This is a genomic window from Pseudomonas sichuanensis, from assembly GCF_003231305.1.
Lineage (GTDB): Bacteria > Pseudomonadota > Gammaproteobacteria > Pseudomonadales > Pseudomonadaceae > Aquipseudomonas > Aquipseudomonas sichuanensis.
Map to the genome: position 1 here is coordinate 1 of NZ_QKVM01000044.1, position 21,435 is coordinate 21,435.

Below are 21,435 nucleotides of genomic sequence, written 5' to 3' on the forward strand. Positions count from 1 at the left end.
CCTGTAGGAGCGGCCTTGTGCCGCGAAAGGGCCGCAAAGCGGCCCCAAAATCTCAAGGCAAACAAAAACGCCCCCGGCCTTTCGACCGGGGGCGTTTTCATTGCGCCTGAGCTAACTCAGTTCTTGGCTTTCTTGGCAGCGCGGGTACGCTCGCCTTCGTCCAGGATCTTCTTGCGCAGACGGATCGACTTCGGCGTGACTTCGCACAGCTCGTCGTCCTGGATGAATTCCAGGGCCTGTTCCAGGGTGTGGCGAACCGGCGGCACCAGGGCGATGACTTCGTCTTTGCCCGAAGCACGCATGTTGTCGAGCTTCTTGCCTTTGGTCGGGTTCACGCCCAGGTCGTTGTCACGGCTGTTCAGGCCGATGATCTGACCGTTGTAGATCTCCTGGCCGTGCTCGACGAACAGCTTGCCGCGCGCCTGCAGGGTTTCCAGCGAGTAGGTCAGTGCCTTGCCGGTCTCGACCGAAACCAGTACACCGTTCAGGCGGCCGGACATCTGGCCGGACTTCATGGTGTCGTAGCGATCGAAGATCGAGGTCAGGATGCCTGCACCGTTGGTCAGGGTCAGGAACTGGTTACGGAAACCGATCAGACCACGGGCTGGAATGTTGTATTCCAGGCGTACACGGCCCTTGCCATCCGGCACCATGTTGGTCAGGTCGCCCTTACGCAGGCCCATCTCTTCCATGACCTTGCCCTGGGCTTCTTCAGGGATGTCGATGGTGACGTTCTCGAACGGTTCCTGCTTGACGCCGTCGACTTCGCGGATGATCACTTCAGGACGGCCTACGGCCATCTCGAAGCCTTCACGACGCATGGTTTCGATCAGTACCGACAGGTGCAGCTCACCACGGCCCGAGACCTTGAACTTGTCTGGGGAGTCGGTTTCCTGGACGCGCAGGGCAACGTTGTACAGCAGTTCTTTGTCCAGACGGTCCTTGATGTTACGGCTGGTGACGAACTTGCCTTCTTTACCGCAGAACGGCGAGTCGTTGACCTGGAAGGTCATCGAAACGGTCGGCTCGTCGACGGTCAGCGGCTTCATCGCCTCTACCGCGTCCGGGGCGCACAGGGTGTCGGAGATGAACAGCTCGTCGAAACCGCTGATGCAGACGATGTCGCCAGCCTGGGCTTCTTCGACGTCGACGCGGTGCAGGCCGTGGTGGCCCATCAGCTTCAGGATACGGCCGTTACGCTTCTTGCCGTTGGTGTCGATGGCGACAACCGGGGTGTTCGGCTTGACGCGACCACGGGCGATACGGCCAACACCGATAACGCCGAGGAAGCTGTTGTAGTCCAGAGCCGAGATCTGCATCTGGAACGAGCCGTCACGGTCAACGTCCGGCGCCGGTACGTTGTCGACGATCGACTGGTACAGGGCGGTCATGTCTTCGCCCATGGCGGTGTGGTCCAGACCGGCGATGCCGTTCAGGGCCGAGGCGTAGACGACTTTGAAGTCCAGCTGTTCGTCGGTGGCACCGAGGTTGTCGAACAGGTCGAAGATCTGGTCCAGAACCCAGTCAGGACGCGCGCCCGGACGGTCGACCTTGTTGATCACGACGATTGGCTTCAGGCCAGCTTCGAAAGCCTTCTTGGTCACGAAGCGGGTTTGCGGCATCGGGCCGTCCTGGGCGTCGACCAGCAGCAGCACGGAGTCGACCATCGACATTACACGCTCAACCTCGCCACCGAAGTCGGCGTGGCCGGGGGTGTCGACGATGTTGATGTGGTAGCCGTTCCAGTTGATGGCGGTGTTCTTCGCCAGAATGGTAATGCCGCGCTCTTTTTCCTGGTCGTTGGAGTCCATGACGCGCTCGTCGTTGAGCTCGTTACGCTCCAGGGTGCCGGACTGACGCAGGAGTTTGTCGACCAGGGTGGTTTTACCATGGTCAACGTGGGCGATGATGGCGATGTTACGCAGATTTTCGATCACAACTGTATCTCGATCAGAGGATTCGGTTGCCGCCAGTGTAGGCGGCGAATATGTACGCTTTGAGGCTCAGCGGGCCCGATGGTCGGGAGGGCGATGGCGGATACTGCCGCCATACAGCCCTGGGGTCTTATGTCGGACGATAAACACGCACATTGGCATGTCCCTCACTGAGCAGGTGGTGTGCGTGCAAACGGCTCATCACACCTTTGTCGCAATACAGCAGGTACTGGCGCGTGGGGTCTAGGTGCTTGAACTTGCTGTTGATCGCGTAGAACGGCATGGCCTGGACTTCGATACCGTCCAGTGCCAGAGGTTCGTCTTCCTGGGCGTCGGGGTGACGAATGTCGATGATGATCTGGCCCGGCAGTGCCTCGGCCACTTCCTCGATCTCGATGTCCTTGCCCAACTCGTCGATCACGTGGTCGATGGAGATGAACTTGGCGCGCTCCAGGGCACGCTCGAGCACCGCCATGTCGAACTGCTTTTCTTCGTGCTCCATGCGGTGACGCTTGGCATGCGTGGTCGGGTTCACCGAAATCACGCCGCAGTACTCGGGCATGTGCTTGGCGAAGTCGGCGGTGCCGATTTCGGTGGCCTGGTCGATGATGTCCTGCTTGTGGCTGGCCAGCAGCGGGCGCAGCACCAGCTTGTCGGTGGCCGAGTCGATGATCGACAGGTTCGGCAGGGTCTGGCTGGACACTTGCGAGATCGCCTCGCCGGTGACCAGCGCGTCGATCTGCAGGCGCTCGGCCATGTGCGCGGCACCGCGCAGCATCATGCGCTTGAGGGTCACGCCCATGTAGCTGTTGTCGACCTTGTTGAGGATTTCGCCGACCACTTCCTCGAACGGCACGCTGATGAACAGCACGCGCTGGCTGCTGCCGTACTTCTTCCACAGGAAGTGCGCCACTTCCATCACGCCCAGCTCGTGGGCGCGCCCGCCCAGGTTGAAGAAGCAGAAGTGCGTCATCAGGCCACGGCGCATCATCTGGTAGGCCGCCACGGTGGAGTCGAAGCCACCGGACATCAGCACCAGGGTCTGCTCCAGGGCGCCCAGCGGGTAGCCGCCGATGCCGTTGTGCTGGTTGTGGATCACGTACAGGCGCTGGTCGCGGATCTCGATGCGCACCAGCACTTCGGGCTTCTTCAGCTCGATGCCGGCAGCGCCGCATTGCTGGCGCAGCTGGCTGCCGACATAGCGGTCGACGTCCATCGAGGTGAAGTCGTGGTGGCCGCCACGCTTGCAGCGCACGGCGAAGTACTTGCCGGCCAGCAGGTGACCGAAGTGCTGCTTGCACTTCTCGACGATGTCGTCGAAGTCGCCCAGCGGGTACTCCTGCACCTGCAGGAAGTGGGTGATGCCCGGGGTGCAGCGCAGGCGCTCGATCATTTCGCGCTGGATCTTTTCGTCCTCGATGCGGGTGACCACCTCGAGATTGTCCCAGACACCATCGACCGCGAGCTCAGGATCGAGGTCCTTGAGCACGTTGCGGATGTTCTTGCTGAGCTGACGGATGAAGCGCTTGCGCACCGGTCGGCTCTTGATGGTGATTTCTGGGAAGACTTTGACGATAAGTTTCATTGGTTTAACAGCGCGCGCAGGGCCTGCCGAAAATGAGGGGCGCGAATTATATCGGAAATTGCTCAGGTTTTGACCAACTTTTGTACAGAAGGTTGGATTTATCTTGGTAGCACCGGCCTCTTCGCCGGCAAGCCGGCTCCCACACAGTGCACTTGCACGCCCGCTGTAGGAGCGGCCTTGTGCCGCGAAAGGGCTGCGCAGCAGCCCCGGTGTCACTACATAGATTGCCGGGGCCGCCTTGCGGCCCTTTCGCGGCACAAGGCCGCTCCTACAAAGACCGTGGCGCCCTCCAGGTAGCGATGGGCCTATATAACGCATTGCACGGCTCTCTGTGCACCACCATGGTGCATTCAGCCTTCCGACCGCCCCCAATGCGTGCACGATTTTCTCCCGCGGCTACCCTTTATGCCCGCCAACGCCGCTTTTTGTCTGCAGCTCGCCATTTTCGGGCACTGGCATGCAATTTGCTCTCTTGTGAGGCAGGTACGCTTGGCCGACTATCCGCGCCTGGCAACACCCTTTTTCCAGAGCAGCGGCCCACCGCGCTCTAGACCATCCGGAGGACAACATGTCGAAGTCGGTTCAACTCATCAAAGATCATGACGTCAAGTGGATTGATCTGCGTTTCACGGACACCAAAGGTACTCAGCACCACGTGACCATGCCGGCGCGTGATGGCCTGGACGAAGACTTCTTCGAAACCGGCAAGATGTTCGACGGTTCCTCCATCGCTGGCTGGAAAGGCATCGAAGCCTCCGACATGATCCTGCTGCCGGACGACTCCACCGCCGTGCTGGACCCGTTCACCGAAGAGCCGACCCTGATCCTCACCTGCGACATCATCGACCCTGCCAGCATGCAGGGCTATGACCGCGACCCACGCGCCATCGCCCGTCGCGCCGAAGAGCACCTCAAAGCCACGCTGATCGGCGACACCGTGTTCGCCGGCCCAGAGCCTGAGTTCTTCATCTTCGACGAAGTGAAGTTCAAGTCCGACATCTCCGGCTCGATGTTCAAGATCTACTCCGAGCAAGGCTCGTGGATGTCCGACCAGGACGTGGAAGGCGGCAACAAAGGCCACCGTCCAGGCGTCAAAGGCGGCTACTTCCCGGTTCCGCCGTTCGACCACGACCACGAAATCCGTACCGCCATGTGCAACGCACTGGAAGAGATGGGCCAGACCGTCGAAGTTCACCACCACGAAGTGGCGACTGCCGGCCAGAACGAAATCGGCGTCAAGTTCAACACCCTGGTGAAGAAGGCCGACGAAGTTCAAGCGCTGAAGTACGTCGTGCACAACGTTGCCGACGCCTACGGCCGCACCGCTACCTTCATGCCTAAGCCACTGTACGGCGACAACGGCTCGGGCATGCACGTGCACATGTCGATCTGGAAAGACGGCAAGAACACCTTCGCCGGCGAAGGCTATGCCGGCCTGTCCGACACCGCCCTGTACTTCATCGGCGGCATCATCAAGCACGGTAAGGCCCTGAACGGCTTCACCAACCCGGCCACCAACTCCTACAAGCGTCTGGTACCTGGCTTCGAAGCCCCAGTAATGCTCGCCTACTCGGCTCGCAACCGCTCCGCCTCGATCCGTATCCCTTACGTTTCCAGCCCGAAAGCCCGCCGCATCGAAGCGCGCTTCCCGGACCCGGCGGCCAACCCGTACCTGTGCTTCGCCGCCCTGCTGATGGCCGGCCTGGACGGTATCCAGAACAAGATCCACCCAGGCGACGCCGCCGACAAGAACCTGTACGACCTGCCGCCTGAAGAGGCGAAAGAGATCCCACAGGTGTGCGGCAGCCTGAAAGAAGCCCTGGAAGAGCTGGACAAGGGCCGTGCGTTCCTGACCAAGGGCGGCGTGTTCTCCGACGACTTCATCGATGCCTACATCGAGCTGAAATCGGAAGAAGAGATCAAGGTCCGTACCTTCGTGCACCCGCTGGAATACGAGCTGTACTACAGCTGCTGATCTGATCGACGCCCCGCGTCGGTGACATCAGGACGGCCTCCTCAGGGAGGCCGTTTCCATTTCTGCATCGCCCTCATCGACCTGCTGCCTCGCACTGTCGGACTGCAGCACACCGCCACCGCCCACTTCAATTCTCGACTTCCTGCTCGATGCCATCGAGCAGCACCTTGCCTAGGTTTGCGCCAGCAGCCAGCTGTGCAAAACCTGACGAGCGCCCTATGCTCCATATTGGTGCATCGCCAGGCCTGATGCCCCAGCATGCACCCCACTTTGGTTCACATGAATCGGTTAACCAGGGCTTTATGTCCTGAATTAGCGCGAATACAGGCTTTTATGCGCCATTTCCGCTTCTTTTCAGAGCCTTGGTTTGGTTCTTGCATTTTCACCGCATCCAGCACGTCATCCGTGCGCGCCCTGGGCCTTGCCGGGGCGCCAAAAGAGTGCCAACAGAGGTCAACGACGCCTTATGACCATCAGCGATGCACAGCACCGTCTGCTTCTGGACAACCTGACCACGGCCACGCTCCTGCTCAACGCCGAGCTGCGCCTTGAGTACATGAACCCGGCGGCGGAAATGCTCCTGGCCGTCAGTGGCCAGCGCAGCCATGGGCAGTTCATCAGCGAGCTGTTCACCGAATCGACCGAGGCACTCAACTCGCTGCGCCAGGCGGTGGAGCAGGCGCATCCGTTCACCAAGCGCGAAGCCCAGTTGACCTCGCTGACCGGCCAGAGCATCACCGTCGACTACGCCGTCACGCCGATCCTGCACCAGGGCAATACCCTGTTGCTGCTCGAAGTGCACCCGCGTGACCGCCTGCTGCGCATCACCAAGGAAGAGGCCCAGCTGAGCAAGCAGGAAACCACCAAGATGCTGGTGCGCGGCCTGGCCCACGAAATCAAGAACCCGCTGGGCGGCATTCGCGGCGCGGCGCAGCTGCTGGCCCGCGAACTGCCCAACGATGGCCTGCGCGACTACACCAACGTGATCATCGAGGAGGCCGACCGGCTGCGTAACCTGGTCGACCGCATGCTCGGCTCGAACAAGCTGCCGTCGCTGTCGATGACCAACATCCACGAAGTGCTGGAGCGCGTGTGCAGCCTGGTGGAGGCGGAAAGCCAGGGCGGCATCACCCTGGTGCGCGACTACGACCCGAGCCTGCCGGACGTGCTGATCGACCGCGAGCAGATGATCCAGGCCGTGCTCAACATCGTACGCAATGCCATGCAGGCCATTGGCGGGCAGAACGAGCTGCGCCTGGGCCGCATCACCCTGCGCAGCCGCGCCGTACGCCAGTTCACCATCGCCCACGTGCGGCATCGCCTGGTGGCCCGGGTCGAGATCGTCGACAACGGCCCGGGCATCCCCGCAGAACTGCAGGACACCCTCTTCTACCCCATGGTCAGCGGCCGCCCGGACGGTACCGGGCTGGGCCTTGCCATTACCCAGAACATCATCAGCCAGCACCAGGGCCTGATCGAGTGTGAAAGCCACCCCGGCCACACCACCTTCTCGATCTACCTGCCCCTGGAACAAGGAGCCACCGCCTCATGAGCCGAAGTGAAACCGTCTGGATCGTCGATGATGATCGCTCCATCCGCTGGGTCCTGGAGAAAGCCCTGCAGCAGGAGGGCATGACCACCCAGAGCTTCGACAGCGCCGATGGCGTGATGGGCCGCCTGGCACGCCAGCAGCCTGATGTGATCATTTCCGATATCCGCATGCCCGGTGCCAGCGGCCTCGACCTGCTGGCACAGATTCGCGACCAGCATCCGGGCCTGCCGGTCATCATCATGACCGCGCACTCCGACCTGGACAGTGCCGTGGCCTCCTACCAGGGCGGTGCCTTCGAATACCTGCCCAAGCCGTTCGACGTCGACGAGGCGGTGTCGCTGGTCAAGCGCGCCAACCAGCACGCTCAGGAACAGCAAGCGCTGGAGGTGCCCCAGGCACTGGCCCGCACCCCCGAGATCATTGGTGAAGCACCGGCGATGCAGGAGGTGTTCCGCGCCATCGGCCGCCTGAGCCACTCCAACATCACCGTGCTGATCAACGGCGAATCGGGTACCGGCAAAGAGCTGGTGGCCCATGCCCTGCACCGCCACAGCCCGCGCGCGGCTGCGCCGTTCATCGCCCTGAACATGGCGGCGATCCCCAAGGACCTGATGGAGTCCGAGCTGTTCGGCCATGAAAAAGGCGCGTTCACCGGCGCCGCCAACCTGCGCCGTGGCCGCTTCGAGCAGGCCGACGGCGGCACGCTGTTCCTCGACGAAATCGGCGACATGCCCGCCGACACCCAGACCCGCCTGTTGCGCGTTCTGGCCGACGGCGAGTTCTACCGGGTCGGTGGCCACGTGCCGGTGAAGGTCGATGTGCGCATCATCGCCGCGACCCACCAGAACCTGGAAACCTTGGTACAGGCCGGCAAGTTTCGCGAAGACCTGTTCCACCGCCTCAATGTGATCCGCATCCATATCCCGCGCCTGTCCGACCGCCGCGAAGACATCCCGACCCTGGCCCGCCACTTCCTCGGCCGCGCCGCCCAGGAGCTGGCGGTCGAGCCCAAGCTGCTCAAGCCGGAAACCGAAGAGTTCATCCGCAACCTGCCGTGGCCGGGCAACGTCCGCCAGCTGGAAAACACTTGCCGCTGGATCACCGTGATGGCCTCCAGCCGCGAGGTGCTGATCGGCGACCTGCCGCCGGAGTTGCTCAACCTGCCGCAGGACGCAGCGCCGGTGACCAACTGGGAGCAGGCCCTGCGCCAGTGGGCTGACCAGGCCCTGGCCCGAGGCCAGTCGAGCCTGCTGGACAGCGCCGTGCCCAGCTTCGAGCGGATCATGATCGAGACCGCGCTCAAGCACACCGCCGGGCGGCGTCGTGATGCAGCGGTCTTGCTGGGCTGGGGGCGCAATACCCTGACGCGCAAGATCAAGGAGTTGGGGATGAAGGTCGATGGTGGAGACGAAGACGAGGGTGAAGACCACTGATCTTTCGGGTCACCTGTTAGATTTCTGGGGCTGCTTCGCAGCCCTTTCGCGGCACTAGGCCGCTCCTACAGAAAGAACGCAATCGTCTGTAGGAGCGGCCTCGTGCCGCGAAAGGGCCGCAAAGCGGCCCCAGCTATTTCTGGCCTGTTGCACCGATCCTGTGCCCGGCGCACCCGATAAAGGCACAAATCCCCTCGAAACCCGGCCAATTCGCCCTGAAGCCCAGTATTTCCGGGCATTTCAAAACTGGCACGCCCCCTGCAATAACTACTGCAACTCCAGTTTCGGGGGCCTCGGTACAGGCAGGCCGGGATAGCCCCTCTTTTATTCGCAGCAGCAACACCGTTTCGGGGACCCTGGTACAGGCAGGCCGGGAAATCCCCCTTTTATTCGCCACGGCAACCCGCTTTGGGGACCTCGGTACAGGCAGGCCGGGAAATCCCCTCTTTTATTCGTGCAGCCTCACCTGCACCTTCCAGCGCCCGTCGTCCTCAGCACCTGACCATTCCCCTTGCAGGGGGCGCGCGGCGATCAGCGTCAGCAGCAAGCCTTCCTTGCCCTTCTGCACCCGCCAACCCACCGGTTTGCCCTGCAAAAGCAACTGGCCGCGCTGGGCCTTGCCCTCGGCCTGGAACGCCAGCGCCACGGTGCCTTCGACGTTCTCGCCATGCAGCTGGGGTTCTTCGTTGAACCACAGGTCCAGGCCATCCTGCACCACCTCGACCTGCTGCAGCACCCGCTCGTCCGGGGCAGTCAGGCGGCCGATCATCAGGCCCACCATCAAGCCGACGATGGCCAGCGACAGGATCATCTTCGGGAACGCCTTCGAACGCACATCGGGTTCAGGGGTAGAATGCCCGTCATCTTCACGCTTGGAGCCGTGCATGTTTCACGTCATCCTCTTTCAACCTGAAATTCCGCCGAATACCGGCAACATCATCCGCCTGTGCGCCAACAGCGGCTGCGCCCTGCACCTGATCGAACCGATCAGCTTCGAACTGGACGACAAGCGCCTGCGCCGCGCCGGGCTGGATTACCACGAGTATGCCACGCTCAAGCGCCACGAAAGCCTGGCCGGATGCCTGGAAAGCCTGGGCAACCCGCGGCTGTTCGCCTTCACCACCAAAGGCTCGCACCCGTTCCACGAAGTTGCCTATCAACCGGGCGATGCCTTCCTGTTCGGCCCCGAGAGCCGCGGCCTGCCGGCCGAGGTACTGGAAAGCCTGCCGGCGAAGCAGCGCCTGCGTTTGCCGATGCGGCCGGGGTGCCGCAGTTTGAACCTGTCCAACACCGTGGCGGTGACGGTGTACGAGGCGTGGCGGCAGAACGGGTTTGCCGGCAGTTGATGCTTCACCTGAACTGGCCTCTTCGCGGGTAAACCCGCTCCCACAGGTGGAGCTATAACCGGTGGGAGCGGGTTTACCCGCGAAGAGGCCAGTGCAGGCAAACAAAAAAGGGCGACCGAAGTCGCCCTTTTTCATGACCGCTGCAATTACTGCATGGTCGGCACTTCACCGGCTTCCTGCATGCGCTGCATTTCTTGCGCGTACAGGGCGTCGAAGTTGACCGGCGACAGCATCAGCGCCGGGAACGAGCCACGGGTCACCAGGCTGTCCAGGGTCTCACGGGCGTACGGGAACAGGATGTTCGGGCAGAACGCGCCGAGGGTGTGGCTCATCGAGGCCGCGTCGAGGCCTGCGATCAGGAAGATGCCGGCCTGTTGCACTTCGGCGATGAACGCCACTTCTTCACCGTTCTTCACAGTGACCGACAGGGTCAGCACCACTTCATGGAAGTCGCCTTCCAGGGCTTTCTGGCGGGTGTTCAGGTCCAGCGAGACATTCGGCTCCCACTGCTGACGGAAGATCTGCGGGCTCTTCGGAGCCTCGAACGACAGATCGCGCACGTAGATGCGCTGCAGGGAGAACTGTGGGCTGTTGTCTGCAGCCGCGCCGTTGGTCTGTTGGTCAGTCATGGCAGATCCTTATCCTAATGTTTTCGAATGCAGTGCAAAGTCAGGCCGCCAGCAGCGCGTCGAGCTTGCCCGCGCGCTCCAGGGCATAGAGGTCATCGCATCCACCGACGTGCGTACTGCCGATCCAGATCTGCGGTACCGAAGTACGGCCGGCCTTCTGGCTCATTTCGGCGCGCAGCTGCGGCTTGCCGTCGACCTTGATCTCTTCGAACGCCACGCCCTTGCTCTCGAGCAGGTACTTGGCGCGCATGCAGTAGGGGCAGTAGTCGCTGGAGTAGACGATGACGGGCTTCATATCACTTCACCAGGGGCAGGTTATCGGCTTTCCAGCTGGACACGCCACCGCTGAGCTTGGCCGCGGTGTAACCAGCCTTGAGCAGTTCGCGGCAGATGGTGCCGGACTGCTGGCCCATCGCGTCGACGACGATCAGGGTCTTCTCTTTATGTTTTTCCAGCTCGGTCATGCGATTGACCAGCTTGTCCTGCGGGATGTTCACCGCACCGACGATGTGCCCGGCGGAATACTCCTTGGCAGGACGAATATCGATGACCAGCGCCTTGTCGGCGTTGACCAGCGCGGTCAGCTGGCCGTTGCTCAGGCTCTGGCCACCACGACGCACTTCGTTGATCAGCAGCAGGACCAGCAGAACGACGAAGATCGCCACCAGGATGAAGTGATCTGTCGCGAATTGAATCAGGTGAGCAACCATCGGGGGTGTTCCAGGCGATTGAAAATGGCGGCCAGTATACACAGCCCCCCATGACCGCCAAAGCCCGCTGGGCCACCGGCAAAACCGGCTTCATGCTGCATATCCGACAGCGCTGGTCGGACAAGGGGAGGAATATTCGCCGTCGGTGGCGGATTTGCCCTAAAATGCGTGTCTTTATCATCTTTGAACAACCGTGAGTTTGATTGATGACGAGTACGCCTAAACCCTTGGTCCTGATTATCCTGGATGGCTTCGGACACAGCGAAAGCCCCGAATACAACGCCATCTTCGCCGCCAACACACCGGTCTACGACCGCCTGCGCGCCACCCAGCCGCACGGTCTGATCTCGGGGTCCGGCATGGACGTGGGCCTGCCCGACGGGCAGATGGGCAACTCTGAAGTCGGTCACATGAACCTTGGCGCCGGCCGCGTGGTGTACCAGGACTTCACCCGGGTCACCAAAGCCATCCGCGACGGCGAATTCTTCGAAAACCCGGTGCTCGCCGGCGCGGTGGACAAGGCTGTCGGTGCCGGCAAGGCCGTGCATATCCTCGGCCTGCTCTCCGACGGTGGCGTGCACAGCCACCAGGACCACCTGGTGGCCATGGCCGAACTGGCCGCCCAGCGTGGCGCCGAGAAGATCTACCTGCACGCCTTCCTCGACGGCCGCGACACCCCGCCGCGCAGCGCCCAGTCGTCCATCGAACTGCTCGACGCCACCTTTGCCAAGCTGGGCAAGGGCCGTATCGCCAGCCTGATCGGCCGCTACTACGCGATGGACCGCGACAACCGCTGGGACCGCGTACAAGCCGCCTACGACCTGATCGTCGACAGCACCGCCCAATACACCGCCGACAGCGCCGTGGCCGGCCTCGAGGCAGCCTACGCCCGTGACGAGAGCGACGAGTTCGTCAAGGCCACGCGCATCGGCGAAGCGGTCAAGGTCGAGGATGGCGACGCCGTCATCTTCATGAACTTCCGCGCCGACCGTGCCCGCGAGCTGTCGCGGGTGTTCGTCGAGCCTGACTTCAACGAATTCCCCCGCGCCCGCCTGCCGAAACTGGCCGCCTACATCGGCCTGACCCAGTACTCGGCGAAAATCCCGGCGCCAGCGGCCTTTGCCCCGTCCAGCCTGAACAATGTGCTCGGCGAGTACCTGGCGAAGAACGGCAAGACCCAGCTGCGCATCGCCGAAACCGAGAAATACGCCCACGTCACCTTCTTCTTCTCCGGTGGCCGCGAGGAGCCGTTCGAAGGCGAAGAGCGCATCCTGATCCCGTCACCGAAGGTCGCCACCTACGACCTGCAGCCTGAAATGAACGCCCCCGAGGTGACCGACCGCATCGTCGAGGCCATCGAGCAGCAGCGTTTTGACGTGATCGTGGTCAACTATGCCAACGGCGACATGGTCGGCCACACCGGCGTGTTCGAGGCAGCGGTCAAGGCGGTCGAGGCCCTGGACACCTGTGTCGGCCGCATTGTCGAGGCACTGGAAAAGGTCGACGGCGAAGCGCTGATCACCGCCGACCACGGTAACGTCGAACAGATGGAAGACGCCTGCACCGGCCAGGCGCACACCGCCCATACCAGCGAGCCCGTGCCGTTCATCTATGTCGGCAAGCGCAAGGTCAAGGTGCGTGACGGCGGCGTGCTGGCCGACGTGGCGCCGACCATGCTCAAGCTGCTGGGGATGGAAAAGCCTGCAGAAATGACCGGTACCTCAATCCTGGTCGACCTGTAACAGGTCGTGGGAGCGGGCTTGCCCCGCGATAGCGATCGCGGGGCAAGCCCGCTCCCACGAGCATTGCGATCACATTTGCGCATGAATTCCAGACAAACGCCTCGCTGCACATGCCGCGAGGCGTTTTTTTTGCAAGCCCGCGCGGGCATACTAGGCCAGTCTCCATCCTTGGTACGCCCAACCCCATGCTCCGCGCCCTGTTCCTACTCGCCCTGTCATGCCTGCTCGCCCCGGCTTTCGCCGACGAGCGCGCACAGACCCAGCAACAGCTGGACGCCACCCGCCAGGACATTGCCGAGCTGAAGAAGATGCTGGGCAAGCTCCAGGAGGAGAAGTCCGGCGTGCAGAAAGACCTCAAGTCCACCGAGACCGACATCGGCAACCTGGAAAAACAGGTGGAGGCACTGCAGCAAGAACTAAAAAAGACCGAGGGCGAGCTGGAGCGCCTTGATCACGAGAAAAAAAAACTCCAGAGCGCCCGCGTTGAACAACAACGCCTGATTGCCGTCCAGGCCCGTTCGGCCTACCAGAACAACGGCCGCGAGGAATACCTCAAGCTGCTGCTCAACCAGCAGAACCCCGAGAAATTCGCCCGCACCCTCACCTACTACGACTACCTGAGCAAGGCGCGCACCGAACAACTGCGCACCTTCAACGAGACCTTGCGCCAGCTGGCCAACGTCGAGCAGGACATCGGCCGCCAGCAGGAGCAACTGCTCACCCAGCGCGCCGACCTCGACAGCCGCCGCCAGGCGCTGGTCGGCGAACGCGACAAGCGCCAGCAGGTACTGGCCAAGCTCAACAGCGACATGAAAGAGCGCGATCAGAAGCTGCAGTCCCGCGAGCAGGACCAGGCCGACCTGGGCAAAGTGCTCAAGACCATCGAGGAAACCCTGGCACGCCAGGCCCGCGAGGCGGAAGAAGCACGCCAGCGCGCCCTGCTTGCCAAGCAGGAAGAAGAAAAGCGCCGCAAGGAACAGGCACTGGCCGCCGCCGCGCGCAACCAGCAAGCGGAACCGGAAGAGCCCCCGAAAAAGGCCCGCACCACGCTTGGCCCGGTGGTTTCCAGCGACGGCGCCAGCTATGGCGGTGCATTTTCCGCCGCCCGGGGAAAACTTCCATGGCCAGTCAATGGTCGACTGCTGGCACGCTTCGGTGACATGCGCGGCAGCGATGCCCGGGCCAAGTGGGATGGCGTGATGATCAGCGCCAGCGCCGGTACCCAGGTACGCGCCGTACACGGCGGACGCGTGGTATTCGCCGACTGGTTGCGCGGCGCCGGGCTTCTGGTCATTCTCGACCACGGCAATGGTTACCTGAGCCTGTACGGCCACAACCAGAGCCTGCTCAAGAGCGCCGGCGACATCGTCAAGGCCGGCGAAGCCATCTCCACTGTCGGCGACAGCGGCGGCCAGGACAGCGCCGGTTTGTACTTCGCGATTCGCCAGCAGGGACGGCCCACCGACCCTGCGCAATGGTGCCGAGGTTAGTGGCCTGTGTGGCTGATTACCTTGCTCGAGTTCGAGTCCAAGGGTTTGCCAGGAATGGCAACGAAGTTGAGCAAGTAAATCAGCTACACAGGTCACCAGGCACCGACTACTTTTACGGCGCGGCGCGTGAAAACGCCGGGCCGATGCTCCCGAAAGGGGCGCCTACAGGATCAGGAGTTCGTTCGACATGCTGCACTCGCCTCGCCTCACCCAGCTGGCCCTGACCATTGCCCTGGTCATCGGCGCGCCCCTGGCGCTCGCCGCCGAGCCGGCCAAGCCTGCCGCTGCCGCCAAGCCGGCCACGGTACCGGCCACCGAGGTGACCGCCAAGGCGCCACTGCCGCTTGAGGAGCTGCGCACCTTCGCCGAGGTCATGGACCGCATCAAGGCCGCGTACGTAGAACCCGTCGACGACAAGACCCTGCTGGAAAACGCCATCAAGGGCATGCTCAGCAACCTCGACCCGCACTCGGCCTACCTCGGCCCTGAAGACTTCCAGGAGCTGCAGGAGAGCACCAGCGGCGAATTCGGTGGCCTGGGGATCGAAGTCGGCCAGGAAGACGGCTTCATCAAGGTCGTCTCGCCGATCGACGACACCCCGGCCTCCCGCGCCGGTGTGCAGGCCGGTGACCTGATCGTCAAGATCAACGGCGCCCCGACCCGTGGCCAGACCATGACCGAAGCAGTCGACAAGATGCGCGGCAAGGTCGGTGAGAAGATCGTCCTCACGCTGGTGCGCGACGGCGGCACGCCGTTCGACGTGACCCTCACCCGCGCGGTGATCCAGGTCAAGAGCGTGAAGAGCCAGCTGCTGGAGAACGACTACGGCTATATCCGCATCACCCAGTTCCAGGTCAAGACTGGCGAAGAGGTGGGCAAGGCTCTGGCCAAGCTGCGCAAGGACAACGGCAAGAAGCTGCGCGGCGTGGTGCTCGACCTGCGCAACAACCCCGGCGGCGTGCTGCAAGCCGCGGTGGAAGTGGCCGACCACTTCCTCACCAAAGGCCTGATCGTCTATACCAAAGGCCGCATCGCCAACTCCGAGCTGCGCTTCTCGGCCGACCCGGCCGACGCCAGCGAGGGCGTACCGCTGGTGGTCCTGATCAACGGCGGCAGCGCCTCGGCTTCGGAGATCGTCGCCGGTGCCCTGCAGGATCAGAAACGCGCCGTGCTGATGGGCACCGACAGCTTTGGCAAGGGCTCGGTGCAGACCGTGCTGCCGCTGGCCAACGACCGCGCGCTCAAGCTCACCACCGCGCTGTACTTCACCCCCAACGGTCGCTCGATCCAGGCCCAGGGCATCGTCCCCGACATCGAAGTGCGCCCGGCCAAGCTCACCGCCGAAACCGACACCGAAAACTTCAAGGAAGCCGACCTGCAGGGCCACCTGGGCAACGGCAACGGCGGCGCCGACCGCCCGACCGGCAGCGCCAAGCGCAAGGAGCGCCCGCAGGACAACGACTTCCAGCTCAGCCAGGCCCTCAGCCTGCTCAAGGGCCTGAACATCACTAAGGGCGAATAAGCACACCCCATGCGTTACCTGCTGTCCCTGCTGTTCTGCCTGCTGGCCGGCGCCGCACACGCGGCCCCGGCCAAGGCCTACCTGAGCATCATCATCGACGACCTCGGCCAAAGCAGCGAGCGCGACCAGCGCACCCTCGCCCTTCCCGGCCCGGTCACGATGGCGATCATGCCCGACACGCCCCACGCCAGCGACTTCGCCCGCCAGGCCCACAAGGCCGGCAAGACGGTGATCCTGCACATGCCCATGGACCCGGCCACCGGCCCCTATGCCTGGCACCCCGGCACTCCCATCGAAGAACTGGCCCGGCGCCTGGACGCCGCGCTGGCCAAGGTGCCGTACGCCGCGGGCATCAACAACCACATGGGCAGCCGCATGACGGCACAACGTGAACCCATGGCCTGGCTGATGGGCGAACTGCAGCAACGCCACCTGTTCTTCGTCGACAGCCGCACCAGCGCCGCCACCGTGGCGGCGGCCGAGGCCCAGCGCATCGGCCTGGCGCATGTGTCGCGGGATGTATTTCTGGATGACGTGCGCACGCCAGAGGCCATCGCCGCCCAGTTGCAGCAAGGCATCGCGCTCGCCCGCAAGCAGGGCTCGGCGGTGCTGATCGGGCATCCTTACCCACAGACGCTGCAAGTGCTGGAAAGCGCGATGCCCAGTCTCAAACACCAAGGCATCGAGCTGATTCCATTGCGCCAGATGATCGCCGAACGCAGTAACAGGGCGATGCCGGCACATGGCCGACAGGGCGTGTATCAGAACCGCTGAAGGCCGGTAGCACAGGCACTTGCCTGCTGTAAGTGCGCGCCAGCTCTTCACTCGAAGGGAATCAGGCCCTCGACATCCGCCCAGCGCAGATTGCCGCGATAGATGGCCAGCAGCTCACCGCTGCTGGTAGCCGCGCGCAGCTGTGCCTCTCGCCCCAGCGTGCGCTGCGCCCACAGTTTGAGATGCCCCTTGCTGAACTGCCGCACAGGCGCGTCGGCGGCCGGGTAATGGAAGTGTGCTTCCCATAACCCCGCACCCTTGGCCTTGCCGGGCGCAGGCACGCGCCGAATCTCGAACACGTCGAGAAAATCACTGGCCTCCAGTGGCTTGCGGGTCACGGTCCGAGTGATCCGGACCTGCTCCTGTTCAACCAGGAACCTGAGGCTGCCGGCCGAAGGATGGCTGGTCGAGGTGTAAGTGGAAATCAGGTAGTCCCGCTGCACCGACTCCAGGCGCTCGATGTCGTCGGCCAGACGACTGCCGAACTCGCTTTCGATGCCAGCCCGCTTCAGCAGCTTCCCGGCCTCCTCCAGCTGGCTGACATGATTGTCGATGATGGTGCGGATACCAAACGGGTCCTCTGCCTTGGCATACTGGCGCACCAGGCGAATCACACCGTCGACCTGCTTCAACGCGGCCCTGGCCCTCCCTCTGGCGAAACCGGCATCGACCGTTACCTCGGTGCCTTGCTCCTGCTCCACAGCAGGACGTTGCTCGACGAACGTATCGCCGTCCTGACGGAACGTGCGCAGCACCTGCTGACCCGTGACATCATGCTGCTGGACAACCCGCTCGCCAGAAACCTCGACTTCCTCGCCCACCACGCTGCGCCCGTCATAGGTGCGCGCCATGCGCAAGGTGCCAGGGCGCTGGGCATACAAACGCGTCCTGGGCTGCGCCGGAATCGATAGCTCAAGCTCGCGCACCACCTGCGCCAGCAGCTGCTCGGCCTGGCTGGTCAGCCTGTGCAGCACGTCCTTGTATTGCGCGACCTTGGCATCTACCAACAGCTCGGGAGATGTTTCGGCCAGATAATCCAAGCGTGCCCGGGTACTCCGGTAGGTATCCAAGGTGCTGCTCAGCACCTGCTGTTGCGTGGTCAATGGCAGGCCGTCGGCAGTGATCAACTCTTCATGGGCGGCGCCTGCGCTCTTGAGCTCGTCACCCGCCAGATAATCCAGCGCCTGGATCAGTTCCCGCTCGTCCACCGGGGCAGCACGCCCCAGGCTCAGTTCACCAAGATCCAGCAAGCTGCGCAGGCGCAAGCCGACACCGCTGACCTTGCGGCTATCTTGCAGAAACTTCAGGACTGCACGCTTCTCCACCCTCGCATCGAGCGCCGCATCCCAGAGCACCAGACCGTCTTTCTGCAAGCTCTCGATCAGCACATCCAGCACCTCGGACACTTCGATCAGATCCAGCTGCCAGCTCAGCACCTTTTCCAACTGCGCCCTGGCAAACCGATAGTGCTGCAGCTCTTCTGCACTCTCAGGCTTGGCGACCATACCATCGAGCACATCAGGCAGATCGGCTTCGTTCACCTGCATCACGGTCTCGTTGTAGAACCCCACGCCGTAATCGATCAACTCATGGCGTATGATGCCGCGCTGACGGGGAAGCACAGCAAACAGCATCTGAGACGCAAAGCGCTGCTCACTCATTGAAGTCAGCACGTCATCCAACCTTATGGTGCAGTCCACCAACTTCTTGAGGTCATCCAGGGAAAGCGCCTTCGCACTGGCAACTTCCCCCTGGACACTGGCAATCCGCTCATCGAACTTCGCTGCCAGGCTCGGATCGGTGATCGACTCGGCAAGCTGGCGCAGCCGGTCGAGTTCCGCTTCCTTGGCCCTGGCCTTGTCCTTGCTCGCCTCGAAGAAACCACCCAGGGTGTTGCGTTCTGCAAGCAACCCGTTCTGGCGCTGGTTCAACTGCTCGAAATCGCTCTGGTTCTTCTTTTGCGCCAGCTCCCGACGACTCTTAGGCCCGCCCCCCGCCAGTCGCAGCGCGGTATCGATGCGCCAGTTTCCCTGCTCCCGGACAAGCCAGGGCCCATGCTCATCCTGCGGCCCCACGATGCGTGCAGCGCTTCCCTGCAATTGGATCTGGTAGGTATCACCGGCAAGGATGACGCATTGCCGGCCCTGCACCTGATAGACCCCCGAGGCATCCGGCGAAACACCCGTCAGTTCCACGGCCGAAGCCAGACGGCGAAGCGACGTACGCTGCTCGGAGGTCAGCACATTGACCCCCTGTGCGCCTCGCCAGGAGAAATCCAGCACCTGGCTCGAACGATCGGCCAGCTGGGACGCCTCGTTTTGTACGGGCATTACCGCCAGCGCGCTGTCAGTGCCGGCCAAGGCAAGCCGTGGCAGTGGTTTCGTCAAGGGCGCCGGCCCGACAAGGTCGACCGTCGGCAAGCGTACATGGGCCAGCGCCATGCCCAGATTCAGCAGCGCATCCACCACCGCCGCGCTGCGCTCGAACTCGCTGCCTTCGGTGAATGCCTGCGTATCGTGCACAACCCCCAGCACCGACTGCGCCAGCCAGGCGACCGTGGCAATCGGCCCGCGCAACAACAACGTGGCCACATCGAACAGCAACCAGGCGCCCCGCTGTAACAGGGCCCAGCGGCTCAGGCGAGTAGAGACCGATTGCCGCCCGGCCAACTCAACCAGCAAGCGGCGATTGGCGTCGTACATCAGCCGGTCGACTTCCACGACCCAAGGCATCCGGGCCAAGGTCGGCGGATCTGCCCGGGCCGGTAACAGCGAGGCATCGACGATCGGCGTCCCCAGGTGTGGTTCGTAGAACCCGCCATGGTCGTATACCGCGCGAGCCTGGGGATCGAGCCATTGCAGGACACTTTCGCGCAGCGCCTGATCGTCGCCAACCGCGGCCATCAGCGCCTCGAACCCCGAAAACTCGGTCAAGGCCTGCTGGCCGTACAGCGGCCGATAAAGGACCAACGAAAACGGCTCGACCGAGTGCAGCACGAACATGCCCATGACCAGATCCGGGGCCGGATGATCCTCCGCGCGCTGGAACGCCAGCGGCATCAGCGTGGTTCTGGGGCGCTGGGCATCTACCCGCCCGGCACAATAGTCGACGATTGCTTGCAGGCCTGCCTCGCTCAGCATGCCGCCCAGCTTGGCACTGAGGGCACTGAACAGCAGAGAGCAGCGCCATTCGCGGGCAAAGCGGGTGACCCGCTCTGGCTGCAGGGCAGGGTCGAGCTGCTCGGCCACATAGGTGGGGTAGCGACCGCCGATATCGACGCGCTCGACCAGTGATCGCAGATAGTCGACAGTCAACCAGGGGGCGATCTGTTGCCCGTCGCGATGCTCGATTTTCGTGATCAGCGCATCGCCCAGCCCGCTGAGGTTACCGATGGCGAACTCGGTCAGGGTGATGCTGCGGGTTTCGACGACGCCATCTCCAGGGCCCACACCCGCCCCTCCGGGCACGCCTCGCGCAGTGGTCAGGGTCAGCAGCAGGTCGTCGGCGCAGTAGCTCGCTGCATCGGGTCGATCCAACAGCATCTGCTGCCTGAGTTGCGTTTCGGTGTAGCTGTACAGGTCTTCGACACCCTCGAGGGCAGAGCTGCCCTGCGACTCCGCCTGCGCCAACGCCAGCTCGAACAACCCGCGCTGGAACGCAAATTTATCTTGCGCCTGCGCGCGGTAGAGCCCAAATGGCGTCGAGGCGCTGGCCTCGTCCGCAGCGTGATAACCCGCGACGAACCACTGTGCCGGGTCGCTGGAGCTCGAATAGAACTGCTCCAGCGACGCCGTATCATCGAACGTCGAAACCTGCCAGCGATCCACCTGGCCCAGCATGCGCTCAAGCAACAGGCTGCACTGCACGGCAAACACGTCGCCCGTGCATTCATGGCGCCGCCAAGTCAACGAGGTAAAACGCTGGGTCTCGGCCAACTCATCGCGCAATGCCGTGGCGAAGGCATCGTAGCCGGAAAACCCTTTGATCACCCCGCTGGGTGCGCACCACAGCAGCTGCTCGCCTTCGTCCCACTCGCCGCGCACGAGCAGTTGCGTCTGCAGAAGGTTGACGCTGTCAGCGCCATCATTCAGTTGCACCTCGACGCTGAACACCAAGGGTAGCTGCGCCCCACCCTTGAGCAGCCCCAACACGCAGTCACGTTGCTGGGCATCGAGGTCCTGCAGGGGCAGGCTTTGCAACAGGGTCGACTTGATGACCTGCGCAAGCCAGCGATCCCGGCTGACGCCATGGAAGCCGACGGCCGCCCAATAGTCGACCTGGGCCTGGCGAAACCGCTCTGGCAGCGTCGACACCAGTTGGTTCAGCTCGGCCAGTACGCCGTCCGCAGCTACCGAGGTGAATTCCAACGGCTCACCGGCGGTATTGCGCATGAAGTACGGCAGTGCAACTCGGACATAGAAACTGCCACCTGCCAACCCCATCGCCTCCAGCTTGCAGCCCTGACGCAGGGCATCGAGCAAGGCATCGACCAGTGGCCGAGAGAACCAGGAATCATAAGGGCGGTACTGGCCAGTGACAGCCCCGTCGTAGGGTATGTCCAGGATGACTGGGCCTGCATCCGGCAATTCGGCAGCGGCAATGCTGCCTAGATGCGCGGCAAGCACTTGCAAGGCCTGCTGCGAGGCCAGCTGGCGCAGGGTCGGGCGATCAGCGAACGCCAGCGACACCGCGCGCTGGTAGTCCGGTGTGGTTCTGGTTTCGATTGGCATGCGAGGTCACCCT

Annotated in this window: 15 protein-coding genes; 8 read left to right on the forward strand and 7 right to left on the reverse strand. The window is 63.1% G+C overall.

Going from position 1 to position 21,435, the window contains the following annotated elements:
* Window positions 1-116: 116 nt before the first annotated feature.
* Both typA and thiI read right to left on the reverse strand, forming a co-directional pair.
* Complete coding sequence (gene typA / locus DM373_RS20535; RefSeq protein ID WP_110995311.1) at window positions 117-1,937, reverse strand: translational GTPase TypA; 1,821 nt, start codon at window positions 1,935-1,937, stop codon at window positions 117-119.
* A 127-nt stretch (window positions 1,938-2,064) separates the two neighbouring features.
* Window positions 2,065-3,519 (reverse strand): tRNA uracil 4-sulfurtransferase ThiI, encoded by a 1,455-nt coding sequence (thiI, locus tag DM373_RS20540; RefSeq protein WP_110995312.1) that lies wholly within the window; start codon window positions 3,517-3,519, stop codon window positions 2,065-2,067.
* 568 nt (window positions 3,520-4,087) lie between these two features.
* Between thiI and glnA the strand changes: the two genes are divergently transcribed.
* The 3 genes from glnA (at window position 4,088) to ntrC (ending at window position 8,479) form a co-directional block, all read left to right on the forward strand.
* Complete coding sequence (gene glnA / locus DM373_RS20545; protein ID WP_110995313.1) at window positions 4,088-5,494, forward strand: type I glutamate--ammonia ligase; 1,407 nt, start codon at window positions 4,088-4,090, stop codon at window positions 5,492-5,494.
* Between the two features lie 466 nt (window positions 5,495-5,960).
* Entirely contained in the window at window positions 5,961-7,046 is a 1,086-nt protein-coding gene (glnL, locus tag DM373_RS20550; protein WP_110995314.1) for a nitrogen regulation protein NR(II), read from the forward strand.
* Complete coding sequence (gene ntrC / locus DM373_RS20555; RefSeq protein WP_110995315.1) at window positions 7,043-8,479, forward strand: nitrogen regulation protein NR(I); 1,437 nt, start codon at window positions 7,043-7,045, stop codon at window positions 8,477-8,479. The genes glnL and ntrC overlap by 4 nt, the downstream gene beginning before the upstream one ends.
* Before the next feature lie 448 nt (window positions 8,480-8,927).
* Here the strand turns inward: ntrC and DM373_RS20560 are convergent, their stop codons facing one another.
* The gene (locus tag DM373_RS20560) at window positions 8,928-9,365 is read right to left on the reverse strand and encodes a hypothetical protein (protein WP_110995316.1); all 438 of its coding nucleotides are present in this window, start codon (window positions 9,363-9,365) and stop codon (window positions 8,928-8,930) included.
* Between DM373_RS20560 and trmL the strand changes: the two genes are divergently transcribed.
* Window positions 9,364-9,825 (forward strand): tRNA (uridine(34)/cytosine(34)/5-carboxymethylaminomethyluridine(34)-2'-O)-methyltransferase TrmL, encoded by a 462-nt coding sequence (gene trmL / locus DM373_RS20565; RefSeq protein WP_110995317.1) that lies wholly within the window; start codon window positions 9,364-9,366, stop codon window positions 9,823-9,825. The genes DM373_RS20560 and trmL overlap by 2 nt on opposite strands.
* A 146-nt stretch (window positions 9,826-9,971) precedes the next feature.
* Here trmL and secB read toward each other — a convergent pair whose 3' ends face one another.
* The 3 genes from secB to DM373_RS20580 are packed head-to-tail and all read right to left on the reverse strand — an operon-like array spanning window position 9,972 to window position 11,164.
* On the reverse strand, window positions 9,972-10,454 hold the full coding sequence (secB, locus tag DM373_RS20570) for a protein-export chaperone SecB (protein ID WP_110995318.1): 483 nt from the start codon (window positions 10,452-10,454) through the stop codon (window positions 9,972-9,974).
* Window positions 10,455-10,494: 40 nt separating this feature from the next.
* Window positions 10,495-10,749 (reverse strand): glutaredoxin 3, encoded by a 255-nt coding sequence (gene grxC / locus DM373_RS20575; RefSeq protein ID WP_110995319.1) that lies wholly within the window; start codon window positions 10,747-10,749, stop codon window positions 10,495-10,497.
* Between the two features lies 1 nt (window position 10,750).
* The gene (locus DM373_RS20580; protein WP_110995320.1) at window positions 10,751-11,164 is read right to left on the reverse strand and encodes a rhodanese-like domain-containing protein; all 414 of its coding nucleotides are present in this window, start codon (window positions 11,162-11,164) and stop codon (window positions 10,751-10,753) included.
* A 206-nt stretch (window positions 11,165-11,370) separates the two neighbouring features.
* Here DM373_RS20580 and gpmI point away from each other — a divergent pair, with 206 nt between their 5' ends.
* The 4 genes from gpmI (at window position 11,371) to DM373_RS20600 (ending at window position 16,692) form a co-directional block, all read left to right on the forward strand.
* Window positions 11,371-12,906, forward strand: a complete 1,536-nt coding sequence (gpmI, locus tag DM373_RS20585) for a 2,3-bisphosphoglycerate-independent phosphoglycerate mutase (protein WP_110995321.1) — start codon at window positions 11,371-11,373, stop codon at window positions 12,904-12,906.
* Window positions 12,907-13,091: 185 nt separating this feature from the next.
* Window positions 13,092-14,396 (forward strand): murein hydrolase activator EnvC family protein, encoded by a 1,305-nt coding sequence (locus tag DM373_RS20590; RefSeq protein WP_110995322.1) that lies wholly within the window; start codon window positions 13,092-13,094, stop codon window positions 14,394-14,396.
* Between the two features lie 187 nt (window positions 14,397-14,583).
* Window positions 14,584-15,918 (forward strand): S41 family peptidase, encoded by a 1,335-nt coding sequence (locus tag DM373_RS20595; RefSeq protein ID WP_110995323.1) that lies wholly within the window; start codon window positions 14,584-14,586, stop codon window positions 15,916-15,918.
* 9 nt (window positions 15,919-15,927) lie between these two features.
* Window positions 15,928-16,692, forward strand: a complete 765-nt coding sequence (locus tag DM373_RS20600; RefSeq protein ID WP_110995324.1) for a divergent polysaccharide deacetylase family protein — start codon at window positions 15,928-15,930, stop codon at window positions 16,690-16,692.
* A 47-nt stretch (window positions 16,693-16,739) separates the two neighbouring features.
* Here DM373_RS20600 and DM373_RS20605 read toward each other — a convergent pair whose 3' ends face one another.
* Window positions 16,740-21,422 (reverse strand): dermonecrotic toxin domain-containing protein, encoded by a 4,683-nt coding sequence (locus tag DM373_RS20605; protein ID WP_110995325.1) that lies wholly within the window; start codon window positions 21,420-21,422, stop codon window positions 16,740-16,742.
* Window positions 21,423-21,435: the final 13 nt, after the last annotated feature.

What these genes read in the sequence shown, in the direction of transcription:
- trmL (WP_110995317.1), top strand. Translation starts at nt 9,364, where the DNA reads ATGTTTCACGTCATCCTCTTTCAACCTGAAATTCCGCCGAATACCGGC.
- glnL (WP_110995314.1), top strand. Translation starts at nt 5,961, where the DNA reads ATGACCATCAGCGATGCACAGCACCGTCTGCTTCTGGACAACCTGACC.
- DM373_RS20580 (WP_110995320.1), bottom strand. Translation starts at nt 11,164, where the DNA reads ATGGTTGCTCACCTGATTCAATTCGCGACAGATCACTTCATCCTGGTG.
- thiI (WP_110995312.1), bottom strand. Translation starts at nt 3,519, where the DNA reads ATGAAACTTATCGTCAAAGTCTTCCCAGAAATCACCATCAAGAGCCGA.
- grxC (WP_110995319.1), bottom strand. Translation starts at nt 10,749, where the DNA reads ATGAAGCCCGTCATCGTCTACTCCAGCGACTACTGCCCCTACTGCATG.
- DM373_RS20600 (WP_110995324.1), top strand. Translation starts at nt 15,928, where the DNA reads ATGCGTTACCTGCTGTCCCTGCTGTTCTGCCTGCTGGCCGGCGCCGCA.
- glnA (WP_110995313.1), top strand. Translation starts at nt 4,088, where the DNA reads ATGTCGAAGTCGGTTCAACTCATCAAAGATCATGACGTCAAGTGGATT.
- gpmI (WP_110995321.1), top strand. Translation starts at nt 11,371, where the DNA reads ATGACGAGTACGCCTAAACCCTTGGTCCTGATTATCCTGGATGGCTTC.
- DM373_RS20590 (WP_110995322.1), top strand. Translation starts at nt 13,092, where the DNA reads ATGCTCCGCGCCCTGTTCCTACTCGCCCTGTCATGCCTGCTCGCCCCG.
- DM373_RS20560 (WP_110995316.1), bottom strand. Translation starts at nt 9,365, where the DNA reads ATGCACGGCTCCAAGCGTGAAGATGACGGGCATTCTACCCCTGAACCC.
- DM373_RS20605 (WP_110995325.1), bottom strand. Translation starts at nt 21,422, where the DNA reads ATGCCAATCGAAACCAGAACCACACCGGACTACCAGCGCGCGGTGTCG.
- ntrC (WP_110995315.1), top strand. Translation starts at nt 7,043, where the DNA reads ATGAGCCGAAGTGAAACCGTCTGGATCGTCGATGATGATCGCTCCATC.
- DM373_RS20595 (WP_110995323.1), top strand. Translation starts at nt 14,584, where the DNA reads ATGCTGCACTCGCCTCGCCTCACCCAGCTGGCCCTGACCATTGCCCTG.
- secB (WP_110995318.1), bottom strand. Translation starts at nt 10,454, where the DNA reads ATGACTGACCAACAGACCAACGGCGCGGCTGCAGACAACAGCCCACAG.